This window comes from Cupriavidus sp. CuC1 (genome assembly GCF_044627735.1).
Classification (GTDB): domain Bacteria; phylum Pseudomonadota; class Gammaproteobacteria; order Burkholderiales; family Burkholderiaceae; genus Cupriavidus; species Cupriavidus ulmosensis.
The window spans coordinates 1-14,717 of sequence record NZ_JBIUHC010000212.1 but is presented as its reverse complement, the minus strand read 5'-3'; the positions used below and the strand labels follow the sequence as shown (position 1 = coordinate 14,717).

Below are 14,717 nucleotides of genomic sequence, written 5' to 3'. Positions count from 1 at the left end.
CATGTCAAGCATTTTTCGATTTCTTGAATCCGTTTCCAACCCGCTCGTTGAGCGGGCCTGAATGTCTAAAGTTGAGTCAATAATATTGAAGTCGCCCAAATACTCTTCATTGATCGTCAGCCCCAGCCCCGGCAGGTTGTCGTCCAACTGCAGGTAGCCCTTGTCCGGCGCCGGCTCCCCCTTGAAGATGTAATAAAACAGCTCATTCCCCACCTCCACGTCATGCACCGGGAAGAACTCTGACATCGGCGACGCGGTGGAGGCCATGGTCAGGTGGTAGTTGTGCATCTGCCCAGCGTGCGGGATGACCGGCACGGACCAGGCTTCTGCCATGGCGTTGATCTTCTGCGCAGCGGTGATGCCACCCACGCGGTTGGTGTCGTACTGGATCACGTCGACTGCGCGGCGTTCCAGCAGGTCCTTGAAGCCGTAGGAGGTGAACTCGTGCTCGCCGCCGGAGATGGGGAAGGGGCTCATCTTCTTGAGTTCGGCGTAGCCTTCGATGTCGTCGGCAATCACCGGCTCTTCCAGCCAGCGCGGGTTGAACTCGGCCAGGCGCGGCAGCATGCGGCGGGCGTATTCCAGCGTCCAGCCCATATAGCATTCCAGCATGATGTCGACGCTGTCGCCCACCAGCTCGCGCAGCAGGCGCACTTGCTCGATGTTCTTCTGCATGCCGGCGGGGCCGTCCTTGGGGCCGTAGCCAAAGCGCATCTTCATGGCGGTGAAGCCTTGGTCGAGATAGCTCTGGGCTTCGGCCAGGAAGGCGTCGCGGTCGTCGTTGTTGTAGAGCTTGGAGGCGTAGCACCAGATCTTTTCCTTGGTGCGCCCGCCCAGCAGCTTGAACACCGGCTTGCCCACGGCCTTGCCCATCAGGTCCCACAACGCGATGTCCACCGCGGAGATCGCTGCCATGCCGATTCCCTTGCGGCCCCATGCATGGGTGCGGCGGTACATCTTTTGCCACAGGTATTCGTTGTCGAACGGGTCCTGGCCGATCACGATGGGGGCCAGGTACTGGTCGATGATTTCCTTGGCCACGCGCGGCGCCAGCGCGCAGTTGCCGATGCCGACGAGGCCCGTGTCGGTCTCGACTTCCACCACCAGCCAGCCGTGGAAGCGGAAGGAGCCCATGGCGTCGCCGCGCTCGAACAGGATGTCGGTGGCGTTGGTGCAGAAGTGCGCCTGCGGGGGCACGGTCTTGCCCTTCCATTCAAAGACGCGCGTGCGGATGTTGGTGATTTTCAAGATAGTCTCCGTGGGTTTGATTGCCGGTGGCGAACGGGCGGCGGCTTAGCGGGCGGCGCGGTTGCTGCCCATCTGGCAGGCAATGTGGAAAGCTTGCAGCGTGGCACCGAGGTCGGCGCGGCCCTGCTGCGTGATATCGAAGGCGGTGCCGTGGGCCGGCGTGGTGATCGGCACCGGCAGGCCGCCCTGCACGGTGACCCCGCGCGAGAAGCCCATCAGCTTGATGCCGATCTGGCCCTGGTCGTGATACATCGTGACGATGGCGTCGAACTGCCGCTGCGCCGGGCCGCCCTGCACCTTGAGGAAGATGGTGTCGGCGGGGAAGGGGCCATCGGCGGCCACGCCGCGTTCCCGCGCATCGGCCACCGCCGGCGCGATGATGTCGATCTCCTCGCGGCCGAAGGCGCCGTTGTCGCCGTTATGCGGGTTCAGGCCGCACACGGCAATGCGCGGGCGGGCCATGCCGGCGCCGCGCAGGGCCTGGTCGATCAGGTCGATGGCGTCGCCCACGCTGGCGCGGTTGATCATGGCGGGCACATCCTTGAGTGCCACGTGCGACGTCACGCGGGAGGTCCACAGGCCGTCGAGCACATTGAACTCGCAGAAGGCGCCGGGGTAGCCGAGCTTCTCGGCGAACCAGTGCAGCTCATCGTTGTGCCCCATGCCGGCGGCATGCAGCGAGCTCTTGTTGAGCGGGCCGAACACGATGGCGTCGGCCTTGCCCGCATCGGCCAGTTCCAGCGCCAGTGCGAGCGTGCCGAGGCTGTAGCGGCCACCTTGCGCGGTGGCCACGCCGCGTTGGTAGGCCGGTTTGTCGTCGAGCTGCCAGTGGTACAGGCGCGGGCCACTGTCATCGCCTGCGAACGCAAGCGTATCGGTTTCGCGCAACGCGATGTCGACGCCGGCCACCTGCATGCCGTGACGCCATTCGTCGCGGTCGGCGATCAGCAGGATGTCGGCCTGCGCCGCGGTGGCCGGGTCGGCCAGCAGCTTGGCGATCAGCTCGGGGCCGATGCCGGCGGGGTCGCCGAGCACCATGGCGATTCGGGGTCGTTGGGTCATGGGAGTCTTGGGGGAAAGGGGTTCAGTCCAGCTTGACGCCGAGTTCGGCGATCAGCTTGCCGTAGCGCGCGTATTCGGCGTGCGAGAAGGCATCGAACTGGGCGGTGTTCAGGGTGCCCGGCAGCGCGCCCACGTCATTGAGACGGCGCACGGTGTCGGGGTCCTTGAGTATGGTGGCCAGCGCCGCGCCCAGCTTCTGCAGCACGGCCGGCGGGGTGCCTGCCGGGGCATAGACACCGTACCAGGCATTCATCTGGATGCCCGGCACGCCGGCTTCGGCCAGCGTGGGCACATTGGGCAGCAGCGCCGAGCGCTGCTCGGCGGTGACCGCGAGCGCGCGCAGCTTGCCCGCCTTGATATGGTTGATGACGGACGGCATGGTCTCGAAGCTCATGTCGACCTGTCCGCCCATCAGGTCCACCAGCGCGCTGCTGCTGCTCTTGTAGGGCACGTGCAGCAGCTTGCCGTGGATCTGGCGTGCGAACGCCGCGCCGGCCAGGTGCTGGGTGCTGCCGACGCCGGAGGAGCTATAGCGGAACTTGTCCGGATTGGCCTGGATCTGCGCCACCAGCGACTTGACGTCGAGCGCCGTCACCTGGTTGTTGACCACCAGCACATTGGGCACCGACGACACCAGGGCCACCGGCACCAGGTCCTTGAGCGGATTGAACTGCAGCTTGAGCAGGTGCGGCGCGATGGCTTGCGAGGTGACCACGCCCATCAGCAGCGTGTTGCCATCGGGCGGGGACTTGGCGGTAATGTCGGCGGCGATGGTGTTGGAAGCGCCGGGCCGGTTGTCCACCACCACCGGTTGCTTGAGGATGGCCGCCAGCTTGTCGGAGACGATGCGGGCCATGACGTCGGTGCCGCCGCCGGGCGCGGCACCCACCATCAACCGTACCGGGCGGGTGTCCTGTGCGTAGGCCCCGGTGGTCATGGCGGCGGCAATTCCCATCAAGCCGGCGAGGACGCCGGACATCCATCGTTTCATCGTTGTCTCCATCTTTGTTATGAGCCTGCGCTGAGGCGCGGATAGGCGAACTATAAGGATGGGAGTGATATCTGACTAATGACGTTTATTGAATGGGTGATTACCTGCAGGAATACATAGGCCAAAGCACGCTGGTTCACCCGGCGGCCGTGGACGGGCGGTGCCGCGCCACCTGTGCCAGACCCGGCCTTCAGGCTTGCGCGCCCCCGGCGCGGAGCAACCTGATCAGCTGCGTGGCGGCAGCGGACAGCGTGCCGCCGCGCCGGGTCACCAAGCCAAAGGTCTGCTGCCTGGACTGCATCCGCACAGGCAGGATACGCAGCATCTTGTGCCGGGCGAACAGCACCGCCACGCTGGTCGGCAGCAGGGAGACCAGCTTTGCGCTGCGCTGCAGCATGGCGACGGTGACAAAGGTGGAGGCGGTCGTGATGGCGTTCGGCGGCATGCCCTGTCCGGCCATGTCCAGCTCCCGCTGCAGCAACTCGTGCATCGGCATCTGGCCGGGATAGACGATCCAGCGGTATCCGGCCAGGTCGGCGAACGTCAGCTCCCTGGCGCGCGGCGCGGCATGGCCGTAACCCACCACGGCCGAGATCGGCTCGTCGCCGATCGCCTGGTAGTGATACTTGGCGGGCTGGTCGCTCACCAGCGCGCGGCCGATGACCAGGTCCAGGCGCCCGTCGTCCAGCAGCGTGAGCATGCGCAGGCTGGTGTCCTCGACGATCTCGATGGACAGGTTGGGCTGATCCGCCTGCATGGTTTCCAGCGCCGGCACCAGCACGTCCGGCACCGCGCCCATGATGGCGCCGACGGCCAGGTGCCCGCCCTTGCCCGAGCGGATCTCGGCCATATCCTGGCATAAGGCGGTGAGATCGGTGGCCAGCAGCCGCGCGTAACGGATCACGCAATGGCCGAACTGGTTCGGCCGCATGCCGGTCTTGGAGCGCTCGAACAGCGGCGCATCCAGCATGCCTTCCAGTTCCTGCAAGGCCTTGCTGGCCGCGGACTGCGTCATGGCCATGGCCGACGCGGCCTGGTGCAGCGATTTGTGGTCGTCCAGCGCGATCAGCAATTGCAGTTGCTTCATGCGCAGGCGGGACATCAGGACGTCCAGCGTGGCTTTCATGTGCGTTCGGTTCCGCAAGGATGATCGCCGGGTGAGTCGTAAAAGCGATCATGAGATGGAAAGGTTTCAATATACAGCGCGGTGTGGTGCGCCGTATATTGATTCCCTGCCGCAAGTCGCCCAACCATAACAAGGAGAGAGACCCCATGACCATGCCCAAGATCGATCCCGTCTACCGTGGCGTATTCCCGGTCGCGCCCACCATTTTCGACGAGCAAGGTGGCCTCGACCTCGACGGCCAGCGCCGCTGCATCGATTTCATGATCGACGCCGGCTCCAACGGCATCTGCATCCTGGCGAATTTCTCCGAGCAGTTCGTCCTGACCGACGATGAACGCAGCCTGCTGATGACCACGGTGTTGGAGCACGTGGCTGGGCGCGTGCCGGTGATCGTCACCACCACGCATTTCAGCTCGCGCATCTGCGCCGAGCGCAGCCGAGCCGCGCAGGACGCCGGCGCCGCCATGGTGATGGTGATGCCGCCGTACCACGGCGCCACCATCCGCGTGCCCGAGCGCGCCATCTACGAATTCTTCGCCACCGTCTCGGCGGCGATCGACATCCCCATCATGATCCAGGATGCGCCTGTGAGCGGCACCACGCTGTCGGCGCCGTTCCTGGCGCGCATGGCCAAGGAGATTGCCAACGTCTCCTACTTCAAGATCGAAGTCCCGCAAGCCGCGGTGAAACTGCGCGAGCTGATCGAGCTTGGCGGCGACGCCATCAAAGGCCCGTGGGATGGCGAAGAAGCCATCACGCTGATGGCCGACCTGGACGCCGGCGCCACCGGCGCGATGACCGGCGCGGGCTTCCCGGACGGCATCCGCAAGATCGTGGATGCCTACCAGGCTGGCGACACCGAGCTTGCCGCGCAGCACTACCAGCAATGGCTGCCGCTGATCAACTATGAGAACCGGCAGGGCTGGCTGGCGACCGCCAAGGCGCTGATGAAGGAGGGCGGCGTGATTGCCTCCGATGCGCTGCGCCATCCCTTGCAGCCCATGCACCCGGCCACGCGTGCCGGCTTGCTGCAGATCGCGCGCCGGCTGGATCCGCTGGTGTTGCGCTGGGGCAAGTGAGGCGAGCAGTGGCCGACGTGATCCGCTAACCCATATCGAACGACTGGCGGCGCCGCTGACGCGCCGCCTTTTCATTTCAAGGACCCAAGATGAAACTCTCAGGCGAACTGCTTATTGGCCGCCAGTCCGTGCGCGGCACCCATGGCGAGATCCGGGCCGTCGATCCCGCATCCGGCGAAACGCTGGAGCCGGCTTTTGGCGGCGCCACGCTGGCGCAACTTGACCAGGCTTGCGCACTGTCCGCGCAGGCATTCGATGTGTATCGCGAAACGTCGCTCGAACAACGCGCTGCCTTCCTCGAGAAGATCGCCACCAATATCCTGGAGCTTGGCGACGCGCTGATCGAGCGCTGCGTCAGCGAGAGCGGCCTGCCGCGCGCCCGCATCGAGGGCGAGCGCGGGCGTACCGTGGGCCAGCTCCGGCTGTTTGCCGCCGTGGTGCGGCAGGGCGATTTCCTCGACCTGCGCATCGATCCCGCGCAGCCGGAACGCAAGCCGCTGCCGCGCGTGGACCTGCGCCTGCGCAACATCGCGCTGGGGCCGGTGGCCGTCTTCGGGGCGAGCAATTTCCCGCTGGCGTTCTCGGTGGCGGGTGGCGACACGGCGTCGGCGCTCGCCGCCGGCTGCCCGGTTGTCGTCAAGGCGCATCCGGCGCATCCCGGCACCTCGGCGCTGGTCGGCCGTGCGATCCAGAAGGCCGTGGAAGAACTGGGTTTGCCCGAGGGCACGTTCTCGCTGCTGTTCGATTCCGGCCTGGAGATCGCGCAGGGGCTGGTCAGCGATCACCGCATCAAGGCGGTCGGCTTCACCGGCTCGCGCGCCGGCGGCACGGCGCTGATGAAACTTGCCGCCGCCCGCAGCCAGCCGATTCCGGTCTACGCGGAAATGAGCAGCATCAACCCGGTCCTGCTGTTCCCGCACGCGCTGGGCAACCGCGCGGAGGGAATCGGCAAGGCATTCGCCGCATCGCTGACGCTGGGCGCGGGCCAGTTCTGCACGAATCCCGGCTTGATCCTTGCCGTGGATGGCCCGGATCTCGACCGCTTCCTGGCAGCGGCCGAAGCGGCGATCGCGCAGATCCCGGCTTCAACCATGCTGACGCCCGGCATCCACCGCGCCTATGGCGCCGGTGTTGAAACCATCGGCTGCCATCCGCAGGTGAGCACGGTTGCACGTGGCCAGGCCGGCGCGCAATACCAGGGGCAGGCTGCGCTGTTCTCGACCACCGCGCAAGCGTTCCTTGACCACGAGGCACTGCGCGCGGAAATCTTCGGCGCGGCGTCGCTGGTGGTGCGTTGCCCCGACCTTGCCAGCATGCAGCGCGTAGTGGAAGCCCTCGAAGGGCAATTGACCGCGGCCATCCACATCGATGAAGCCGACTATGACGCCGCACGCACCTTCCTGCCGGCGCTGGAGCGCCGCGTGGGCCGGATCCTGGTGAACGGTTTCGGTACGGGCGTGGAGGTCAGCCACGCCATGGTGCACGGCGGCCCGTATCCGTCCACGTCGGACGGGCGCTCGACTTCGGTCGGGAGCCTGGCCATCGCGCGCTTCCTGCGCCCGGTCTGCTACCAGGACATGCCCGCGGCTTTGCTGCCGCAAGCGCTGCGCGCCGGCAATGCGCTGGGCCTTGCGGTACGGGTGGATGGCGCAACGCCATCTAGCCGTTAGCCGTTAGGTCACCTGCGCCTTCTCGCTTCAACGCAAAGCGCGCGGCGCGGCTATCAGCCGGCACCGCGCGCGGTGAAACCTCGCACTGTCGGATGCATCAGGCGTTGGCGCCTTCGGTGAAGACGTCGACCTTGCCGCTGCGCGCGCCATCGGTGTAGGTATCGAAGCGGCGTGCCGGCGAAGCCGAGACACCCGTGCGGTCCAGGCCGGCGATGCGGGCGCCTTCCGTGAAGGTATCCAGCTTGCCGCTGCGGGCGCCGTCGGTGAAGGCATCGGTTGCGCGGAAGTCGTAGCCGTACTTGTCGGCGGGCACCGAGGTGCGGAACTCATAACCGTACTTGTCACCGGCGTGGGTGTCCTTGGCGGAAGCGGCCTGGGCGGCGCCGATGGCGGCGAGCGACAGCACGAGGGTGGAAGCGAGCTTGAGGGCGAAGGTCTTGGTCATGATGTTCTCCAGTATCTTAAAATTCGTTGAATTTCATTGATTGTTCGCTGCGACTGCCAGAACGTTGCTTTGTTTGTGCGCGCCGTCCATGTAACGAACTATAGGAGAGTCATCGGTGCGTTAGACCAGTCATATCAGGATAGGTTATTCAGATTTTTTGAATATACCGGCGGGTGGCACGGCGGCCCGCGAACCGCTACTTCACAAAACCCAGCACCTCGCGGAACCTCTCATGCCGGCTCGTACGCATCCACTCGAAGGCAAGCATCTCGACGGTGGCCGCGGTTGCCCCGCCGCCGCGCATCCTGTCGATGGCCGCTTCCCGGCTGGAGGCCTTGCGTGAGCCGATGGCATCCAGCACCACAGTCACTTCCAAGCCGTGCTCCTGCAGCCCGGCGACGGTCTGCAGCACGCAGACGTGGGCTTCGCAGCCGGCCACCACCACGTTTTTCCGGCCTGCAGGAAGCATGTCGAGCAAGCCGTCCCGGCAGCCGTCAAAGTGGTCCTTGGCCAGGGTTTGATCGCACAGGCGCTTGATTTCATCGATATTCCCGCCCAGGCTGCCGGGGCTTTGCTCGGTGCCGATCACGGGCACGCCCAGTACGCGGGCGATGTTGGCAAGGCGCACGGCCTCGGCTACGACGCGATCGCCTTCGTGTATCGCCGGCATCAGGCGGGCCTGGAAATCCACCAGTACTAGAACGGACTCAGCGGCGTTGTGCAGCATGTTCATTTTCCTTGGTGAGTTGGCATATCGTTCGTTTCCCGGTGGGAGGGGCTGCAGTCTCAACCCGCATTGTCCCGCTTTGACGGGATTTCAGGCAGGTCGACCATGACCGGCGAGCCGGGCACCGTGCAGTCTTGCGAGCAGCACCTCCCGGGTTGCGTATTGCGCGCGATCGCGCGGTCGCGATCGTTCGCCAGGCCACGATCCAGCAGCCGTTCGACAAGCTGCACCTTGGAGCCGATGGGATAGTTCCTGTAGATCTCGCGCTTCATCGCTTCCGGCTGCCCAGGTGCCGGCGGGGCCGCCGAATGATCGAATGACAGTAGCCAACTGGCGCGGGCCGCGCAACGAAGCTTTGGTGCAATCCATATGCGCTCGCCGCAGCGGGCGGCGAGCGCGGCAATCCGTTCCGCTGGCAGCGAATTCAATCGGTAAGGTCAGTACTGACGGTCAGCGCTTCCCACTGGTTGATTTCCTCCTGCAATGTCTTGAGCTTCTCGCGAACGAAGCCGAGCGCATCGGTGCCCAGCAGCAGATGCACCGGCGGCTGGTCCGACGCCACCACCTTGAGGATCGCCTGCGCGGCCTTGCGGGGATCTCCCGGCTGCTTGCCGGATCTTGCCGCACGCACGGCGCTCAGCGGTTCCAGCGTTGCCGCGTAGTCCTCGATCGTGCGCACCGTGCGTTGCAGGGAGCGGCCTGCCCAGTCCGTGCGGAAGGCGCCTGGCTCGATCGCGGTTACCTTGATGCCGAAGGGGCGCACTTCCTTGGAGAGCGCCTCGTTGATGCCTTCCAGCGCGAACTTGCTCGCGTTGTAGATGCCCACGCCGGGAAACGTCGTGAGGCCGCCCATCGACGTGACGTTCAGGATGTGGCCGCTGCGCCGTTCGCGCATGAAGGGCAGGACGGCCTGGATCACGCCGATCGCGCCGAACACATTGACGTCGAACTGCGCACGGATGTCCGCGGCCGTGGCTTCTTCGATGCTGCCCTCGTAGCCGTACCCCGCGTTGTTGACCAGCACGTCGATCGGGCCAACCTCGCGCTCGATCTGGGCGACCACGCGCGGGATGTCCACGTCGGACCGCACGTCGAGCACGTAGCCGAAAGACTGTCCCGGGGACATCGCGGAGAACGCCGCGCGCTGCGCTTCCTGGCGCAGCGTGCCCGCGACCTTGTCGCCCTGCGCGATCGCGGCCTCGGCCAGCGCGCGCCCAAAACCAGTGCTTACGCCCGTAATGAACCAGGTTTTCATCATCTCTCCAGGAGAATTGTCAGGGGAGCTGCCGTCCTCGGCGGCTCGGTACAACGGAGTATGGAGGTTGCCGACCCTGTGAAGAAGGAAGACAATCCGCAAGGACTTTGCAATAAATTTGCATAATGAACCCAACCGAATTCCAGGCCTTTTCCGTCTTTGCCCGCGTAGCGCAGGAGCAAAGCTTCAGCGCCGCCGCGCGCGCTGGGGATCCCGGTGACGTCCGTCAGCTATACGGTCAGGCGCATCGAAGAGCGCCTGGGAGCCCGCCTGCTTAACCGGACGACGCGCAGCGTCAGCTTGACGGAGGCCGGAGCGCGGTTCCTGACGAGGATCTCGCCGCTCCTGCAGGAACTCGAGCTCGCCATGCGCGATGTTTCCAAATCCTCCAGCGAGTCAATGGGCACGCTGCGCCTGAACGTGCCCCCGACCGCCATCCCGCTGGTGATCCAGCCCGTCCTGAAAGCGTTCCTGACGGCCTACCCCGACATCAATGTCGAGGTCATCGCCGATAACAGCCTGGTGGACATCGTCGGCAAGGGTTTCGATGCCGGCATACGCTACGACAATGTGCTGGACGAAGACATGGTGATCGTGCCGCTCGTCACGCAGATGCGCTTTTGCGTGGTTGCGTCTCCGGCGTACCTGAAAGACAAGGCAAAGCCACGGCACCCGCGAGATCTGCTCGAGCATCAATGCGTGAACTATAGGAGCGCCGATACCGGCGCGCTGTATCGCTGGGAGTTCGAGAAAGCCGGTGAAACCATGCAGATCGCTGTGGCCGGGCGCATCGCGACCAATGACAACGGCTTGCTGCTGCAGTCCGCCCTGGACGGGTTCGGCTTTGCCTACCTGCCATACCGCAACGCCGAGCCGCATTTGCGGGCCGGCGCGCTGGTGAATGTGCTGGACGCGTGGATACCACGCACGGGGCTCTACCTCTATTACTACAACCGCACGGGGATGCCGAAGAAGCTGCGCGTCTTTATCGATTTTGCCAAGACGGCGCTGGCGGATAGCAGGTAACAGGTAGCGGGGACGTCGCCATCAGGCCAGGCCAGCGTTATCGCCTAGACTTACCGGAGCCGCGCCGCGATCCTCAAATGCCGGGCCGCCCTTGAGGGAGTGTTTGAATGATCACACTGTATTCCTATCCGGAGCTGTTCGGCCTTGAAGACAATAATCCGTATGGCCTGAAGGTGTTCGCCTTCCTTCAGCTGTGCGGCCTGCGTTTTACGCACCGGCATATCCTCGACACAAAAGCAGCGCCGCGAGGGCAGCTCCCGTATGTCGTCGACGATGAGCAGACCGTCGGCGACAGCGATGCCATCGTGTCCTACCTGAAAAACAAGTACAGGCTGGCCATCGATAGCGCCCTGACCAGCGCACAGCAGGACCTGGATCTGCTGGTGCGCCGCGCGCTGGATGACCTCTACTGGGTCATGTCGTACTCGCGCTGGCGCGATCCGCGCTTCTGGCCGCTGTTCCGGGACGCGCTGCTGAAGACCCATCCGGACCTTGCGGCGGATGACCTGGAGGCGGCAAGGCAATACAACTTCGAGCGATACCGCTATCAGGGCATCGGCCGCTTCGAACCGGGCGAGGTCTATCCCCGGGGCATTGCCGATCTGGCCGTGGTGGCCAACCTGATCGGCGACCAGGATTTTCTGTTTGGCGCTGCGCCGACCAGCATCGATGCTGCCGTGTATGGGTTTGTGGCGAATATCTATTTCTATGAGATCGACACGCCGCTCAAGCAGTTCGTCTTGTCGAAGGCCAATCTGGTCCGGCATTGCCATGCGGTGCGGGCTGCCATGGACAAGGGCGCCGGCTTGCGGCCGTGAGGCGATTTACGCTGGCACAGCCTGCCGCAGTGCCAGGAAGGTGCCATCCGGCTGGTAAAAGATGACCGCGTCCACGATGTCTGGCGCGGGACGACGAAACTCGACCCGATGCCCATGGAGTCCTTCCAGGTCAAAGGTCCGCCCGTCAAACGGCTGCAGCGGCCAACTTTGCTGCCCGGCGATGCGCAGCGATAGCTGGCCCGCCGCGTCGAGCGTGACGGCGATCTCCTGCGCGCCGTGCACGAAGCTGCCGGCGCAGAGGGCGCGGAACGCAGGGTCGAGCACGTCGCCGCCGGCCGCGCGGCGAAAGACGATGTCCGCCACCATGGGCTCCAATGGTGCGGAGATCCGGTCGATGTTGCCTTCCCGGTCATAGCCGAAGCTCAGTGCCAGGTTGTCGGGATTGATCTCGGCCGGCTTGTCGGGGGTGGTGAATACATCGTAGTGGCGGTGTTCGAGCGGGCCCGACATGCCGCGCCAGCGCCATGCCAGTGCATTGTTCTCTTTAGCGATGACGATCCGCCCGTAGGCCGGGTGTTCGTACTCGCCCACGTAGTCGTCAAGCGGATGGCTTGGCGTGGTGCCGGTCCGGCGCAATTCGCTGCGCGCCTGCTTGTCGAGCTTCTGTTGCGCAAGCCCTTGGTGGCGCATGGCGTGATACCGCTCGAACCAGTCGATCGGCTTGTGGCCGCAGAGCTGGTCGAGCGTGGCGTAGGTCAGGAGTTCTGTGACCGAACTTGGCGCGCGATTGGTGAGTACAGCCACGCCGATCCTGCGCTCCGGCAGCATTGTCATCAAGGTGCCCCAGCCGACCCAGCTGCCTGAATGGGATACTTTCCGTTCGCCGCGATAGTGTTCCAGCGACAGGCCGAGTCCATAGTGGTACTCACCCACCTCTTTGAATACGGAGCGGCCCACGTGCACGCGCGGGGTCATCATTTGCCGGACGATTTCCGCCGACAGCAGAGGCTTGCCGTTCGCGCATCCTTCGTCGATCAGGAAGTGCATCCATTTCGCCAGGTCCGAAACGGAGGCATTGAGCCCGCCGGCGGGCAGCGCACGGATAGGCGTCAACATCGCGCGCTGGCTTTCGTCGCCTTGCATGATGTGCGGATGCGCATGGTCCGGCGCGGCGGCGAGCGCGTCGATGGAGAGCCCGAAGTTCGCGAAGCCCAGCGGCCGGAGCAGGCGCTCGGTAGTGAAATCTTCCCAGCGCTGCCCGCTGACGCGCTCCGCGATATGCCCGGCCACGAGATACCCCAGGTTCTGGTACTGGTAGGCTTCGCGTACGTCCCGGCTCGGCTCCAGATGGCGCAAGGCCGCCAGGATCTGCGCGACCGACAGGTCGCCGGGCGAGTGAATCCAGTCGTGGCGCGGGACGCCGCTGTGATGGCAAAGCAGATCCCGCACGGTCACGCGCTCGGTCGCAACCGCATCGTGTAGGCGGAACTCCGGAATGTAGTCACGCACGGGCCGCTTCCAGTCGAGCTTGCGCTCGTCCACCAGAAGGCCAAGGCCGGCTGCGGTGAAAGACTTGGTGAGCGAGCACAGCAGGAACTGGGTGTCCTCCGTCACGGGCGCCGGCGCTTCGGCGTCGCGCACGCCATAGCCTTTGAGCAGCACCGTTTCGCCATCCCGGATCACGGCTAGCGCAAGGCCCGGTACCTTCCATTCCTTCATCGACGCTGCTACGAGGTCATCGAAATCACTCAGCATGGGCGGGATCCTTGTCTCTCTCACGCAGTATTGGAAGTCGGTGCGATTCGCGTTGCGTGCCAGATCGTCCGTGGGAATTGCAGCGTGCGCCAGACGTTAGCACCGGCCCGGCAATCTGTTATCGCCCTGAAGGAGGGTATGTGGTGGCTGCGCGACGCGCAGCACGCAGCACGCAGCACGCAGCACGCAGCACGCAGCACGCAGCACGCAGCACGATCCTGCACGGCTCCCGGCCGGATTGATTTACCGCCAGGGTCGCGCTACGATACTTGAACGACGTTCAATAATGTTCGTCGTTCATTTATATGGATGAGATGGTCGCCCACGACATGCCGGGCCGCCGTGCCCGAAAGCGCGCGCAAACGCTGGATCTCCTTGCCCAGACTGCCATGGGCCTGTTCGAAGCGCAGGGCTTCGACGCCGTGACGATGGAGCAGATCGCGGCCGAGGCCGACGTTGCCAAGGGAACGCTCTACAACCATTTCCCGACCAAGGAATCCGTGCTGGCGCACTGGATCCATATGCAATTGGCGGCCGATCTGGCGCATCTGCAGCCTGAGGTCGAACGGCAGGCCAGCTTCCGGTCGGCCCTGGCGCTGCTGCTCGATGCGTCAGCCGCCTGGTGCGAGGGGCATCGCGCTTACCTTCTGCCTTACCTTCGCTTTCGTTTCCTGAGCCTTGAAGCCGCGCCGCCCGCGCAAGAGGCCATAGAGCCCGTAGAGCCCGGAGGGGCCAGCGACATGACCGATGTGTTCGGGCTGCTGATCGGCCAGGGCCAGCGCTCGGGCGAACTGCGGCACGATTTCGACGCGGCGCATCTGGCGTCGCTGTTCCATCACCTCTATCTCGGTGCGCTGATGCGCTGGCTGACCTTGCCGGGGCTGACGTTGCGCGAGGAGTTCGCAGCGGTGGTGACGCTGTTCGTGGAGGGCAGCGCCCGGCCGCGGGCGCCACGTCCAAGGAGCCGCAAGACACCATGAAATTCATCGTCGCAACCTATGGCACGGAGGGAGACGCCCGTCCGCTGGCCGCACTGTGCCGCGCGTTGATGGATGCCGGCCACCAGGCCCGGCTACTTGCCGATGGCGCAACGCTTGGCACGGCCAATGCCCTTGGCGTTCCGGCGACCGCGCTGGCGGGAGACATCAAGGGCGCGTTGCAGGCGGAGCTTGCGATCTCCGGCGTGGTGGCGCGGGACCGCCGCTTCACCAGCACGGCGAGCGCGCTGGCGCGCATTGCCAATGCCAATGCCGAGGCATGGCTGCGGGAGATCGTGGCGGCGGGCGAAGGCTGCGATGCCATCATCGTTTCCGGCCTGGCGGCCTTTGTCGGCTTGTCGGCCGCCGAGCATCTCGGCGTGAAGGCGATCGGCACCGGGCTGATCCCGATCACGCCGACGGCGGATTTCGCCTCGCCTTTCCTGCCGCCGGCGCGGCTGCCGGGCTGGCTTAGCCCGAAGTTCACCAGCCGCCTGGGCGAGTTTCCCCTTTTGCGACAGGCACTTGTCGTGATTCCCGGGTTCCAGTTTCTGTCTACACGCGGATTTGCTGAAGC

Annotated in this window: 14 protein-coding genes and 1 pseudogene; 6 read left to right on the top strand and 9 right to left on the bottom strand. The window is 65.0% G+C overall.

Going from position 1 to position 14,717, the window contains the following annotated elements:
* The 4 genes from ACGLHR_RS46515 to ACGLHR_RS46500 all read right to left on the bottom strand — a co-directional run.
* Window positions 1–1,248: L-rhamnonate dehydratase (locus tag ACGLHR_RS46515; RefSeq protein WP_400102551.1), on the bottom strand; the 1,248-nt coding region annotated here is incomplete at its 3' end.
* Window positions 1,249–1,293: 45 nt separating this feature from the next.
* On the bottom strand, window positions 1,294–2,310 hold the full coding sequence (locus ACGLHR_RS46510; RefSeq protein WP_400102550.1) for a 4-hydroxythreonine-4-phosphate dehydrogenase PdxA: 1,017 nt from the start codon (window positions 2,308–2,310) through the stop codon (window positions 1,294–1,296).
* Window positions 2,311–2,332: 22 nt separating this feature from the next.
* A complete protein-coding gene (locus ACGLHR_RS46505; protein ID WP_400102549.1) occupies window positions 2,333–3,301 on the bottom strand; it encodes a Bug family tripartite tricarboxylate transporter substrate binding protein in 969 nt (322 codons plus the stop codon).
* 190 nt (window positions 3,302–3,491) lie between these two features.
* Window positions 3,492–4,427 (bottom strand): LysR family transcriptional regulator, encoded by a 936-nt coding sequence (locus tag ACGLHR_RS46500; RefSeq protein ID WP_400102548.1) that lies wholly within the window; start codon window positions 4,425–4,427, stop codon window positions 3,492–3,494.
* A 146-nt stretch (window positions 4,428–4,573) separates the two neighbouring features.
* Here ACGLHR_RS46500 and ACGLHR_RS46495 point away from each other — a divergent pair, with 146 nt between their 5' ends.
* Together ACGLHR_RS46495 and ACGLHR_RS46490 are read left to right on the top strand one after the other, a co-directional pair.
* Window positions 4,574–5,506 (top strand): dihydrodipicolinate synthase family protein, encoded by a 933-nt coding sequence (locus tag ACGLHR_RS46495; protein WP_400102547.1) that lies wholly within the window; start codon window positions 4,574–4,576, stop codon window positions 5,504–5,506.
* Window positions 5,507–5,595: 89 nt separating this feature from the next.
* The gene (locus tag ACGLHR_RS46490; protein WP_400102546.1) at window positions 5,596–7,176 is read left to right on the top strand and encodes an aldehyde dehydrogenase (NADP(+)); all 1,581 of its coding nucleotides are present in this window, start codon (window positions 5,596–5,598) and stop codon (window positions 7,174–7,176) included.
* A gap of 97 nt (window positions 7,177–7,273) precedes the next feature.
* Here the strand turns inward: ACGLHR_RS46490 and ACGLHR_RS46485 are convergent, their stop codons facing one another.
* From ACGLHR_RS46485 to ACGLHR_RS46470, 4 genes are all read right to left on the bottom strand, one after another.
* Window positions 7,274–7,621, bottom strand: coding sequence for a hypothetical protein (locus ACGLHR_RS46485; RefSeq protein WP_400102545.1), 348 nt, complete (start codon window positions 7,619–7,621; stop codon window positions 7,274–7,276).
* A 196-nt stretch (window positions 7,622–7,817) separates the two neighbouring features.
* On the bottom strand, window positions 7,818–8,348 hold the full coding sequence (locus tag ACGLHR_RS46480; protein ID WP_400102544.1) for an isochorismatase family protein: 531 nt from the start codon (window positions 8,346–8,348) through the stop codon (window positions 7,818–7,820).
* A 59-nt stretch (window positions 8,349–8,407) separates the two neighbouring features.
* On the bottom strand, window positions 8,408–8,620 hold the full coding sequence (locus ACGLHR_RS46475) for a hypothetical protein (protein ID WP_400102543.1): 213 nt from the start codon (window positions 8,618–8,620) through the stop codon (window positions 8,408–8,410).
* Between the two features lie 152 nt (window positions 8,621–8,772).
* Window positions 8,773–9,603, bottom strand: a complete 831-nt coding sequence (locus ACGLHR_RS46470; RefSeq protein WP_400102542.1) for an oxidoreductase — start codon at window positions 9,601–9,603, stop codon at window positions 8,773–8,775.
* Window positions 9,604–9,807: 204 nt separating this feature from the next.
* Between ACGLHR_RS46470 and ACGLHR_RS46465 the strand changes: the two genes are divergently transcribed.
* Both ACGLHR_RS46465 and ACGLHR_RS46460 read left to right on the top strand, forming a co-directional pair.
* Window positions 9,808–10,629 carry a LysR family transcriptional regulator gene (locus ACGLHR_RS46465; RefSeq protein WP_400102552.1) on the top strand — a complete coding sequence of 274 codons (822 nt, stop codon included), beginning with the start codon at window positions 9,808–9,810 and terminating at the stop codon, window positions 10,627–10,629.
* A gap of 107 nt (window positions 10,630–10,736) precedes the next feature.
* Window positions 10,737–11,447 (top strand): glutathione S-transferase C-terminal domain-containing protein, encoded by a 711-nt coding sequence (locus tag ACGLHR_RS46460; RefSeq protein WP_400102541.1) that lies wholly within the window; start codon window positions 10,737–10,739, stop codon window positions 11,445–11,447.
* A gap of 6 nt (window positions 11,448–11,453) precedes the next feature.
* Here ACGLHR_RS46460 and ACGLHR_RS46455 read toward each other — a convergent pair whose 3' ends face one another.
* Complete coding sequence (locus ACGLHR_RS46455) at window positions 11,454–13,163, bottom strand: serine hydrolase (RefSeq protein WP_400102540.1); 1,710 nt, start codon at window positions 13,161–13,163, stop codon at window positions 11,454–11,456.
* A 305-nt stretch (window positions 13,164–13,468) separates the two neighbouring features.
* On the opposite strand from ACGLHR_RS46455, the gene ACGLHR_RS46450 reads away from it, so the two are divergent.
* Both ACGLHR_RS46450 and ACGLHR_RS46445 read left to right on the top strand, forming a co-directional pair.
* On the top strand, window positions 13,469–14,143 hold the full coding sequence (locus ACGLHR_RS46450) for a TetR/AcrR family transcriptional regulator (protein WP_400102539.1): 675 nt from the start codon (window positions 13,469–13,471) through the stop codon (window positions 14,141–14,143).
* Window positions 14,140–14,717, top strand: a pseudogene (locus ACGLHR_RS46445) (hypothetical protein); the annotation flags it as partial. The gene ACGLHR_RS46450 and the pseudogene ACGLHR_RS46445, both read left to right, overlap by 4 nt.

Bases quoted from the DNA above. Each gene is read 5' to 3' on its own strand.
- ACGLHR_RS46510 (WP_400102550.1), bottom strand. From the start codon at position 2,310: ATGACCCAACGACCCCGAATCGCCATGGTGCTCGGCGACCCCGCCGGC.
- ACGLHR_RS46505 (WP_400102549.1), bottom strand. From the start codon at position 3,301: ATGAAACGATGGATGTCCGGCGTCCTCGCCGGCTTGATGGGAATTGCC.
- ACGLHR_RS46500 (WP_400102548.1), bottom strand. From the start codon at position 4,427: ATGAAAGCCACGCTGGACGTCCTGATGTCCCGCCTGCGCATGAAGCAA.
- ACGLHR_RS46495 (WP_400102547.1), top strand. From the start codon at position 4,574: ATGACCATGCCCAAGATCGATCCCGTCTACCGTGGCGTATTCCCGGTC.
- ACGLHR_RS46490 (WP_400102546.1), top strand. From the start codon at position 5,596: ATGAAACTCTCAGGCGAACTGCTTATTGGCCGCCAGTCCGTGCGCGGC.
- ACGLHR_RS46485 (WP_400102545.1), bottom strand. From the start codon at position 7,621: ATGACCAAGACCTTCGCCCTCAAGCTCGCTTCCACCCTCGTGCTGTCG.
- ACGLHR_RS46480 (WP_400102544.1), bottom strand. From the start codon at position 8,348: ATGCTGCACAACGCCGCTGAGTCCGTTCTAGTACTGGTGGATTTCCAG.
- ACGLHR_RS46475 (WP_400102543.1), bottom strand. From the start codon at position 8,620: ATGAAGCGCGAGATCTACAGGAACTATCCCATCGGCTCCAAGGTGCAG.
- ACGLHR_RS46470 (WP_400102542.1), bottom strand. From the start codon at position 9,603: ATGAAAACCTGGTTCATTACGGGCGTAAGCACTGGTTTTGGGCGCGCG.
- ACGLHR_RS46460 (WP_400102541.1), top strand. From the start codon at position 10,737: ATGATCACACTGTATTCCTATCCGGAGCTGTTCGGCCTTGAAGACAAT.
- ACGLHR_RS46455 (WP_400102540.1), bottom strand. From the start codon at position 13,163: ATGCTGAGTGATTTCGATGACCTCGTAGCAGCGTCGATGAAGGAATGG.
- ACGLHR_RS46450 (WP_400102539.1), top strand. From the start codon at position 13,469: ATGGATGAGATGGTCGCCCACGACATGCCGGGCCGCCGTGCCCGAAAG.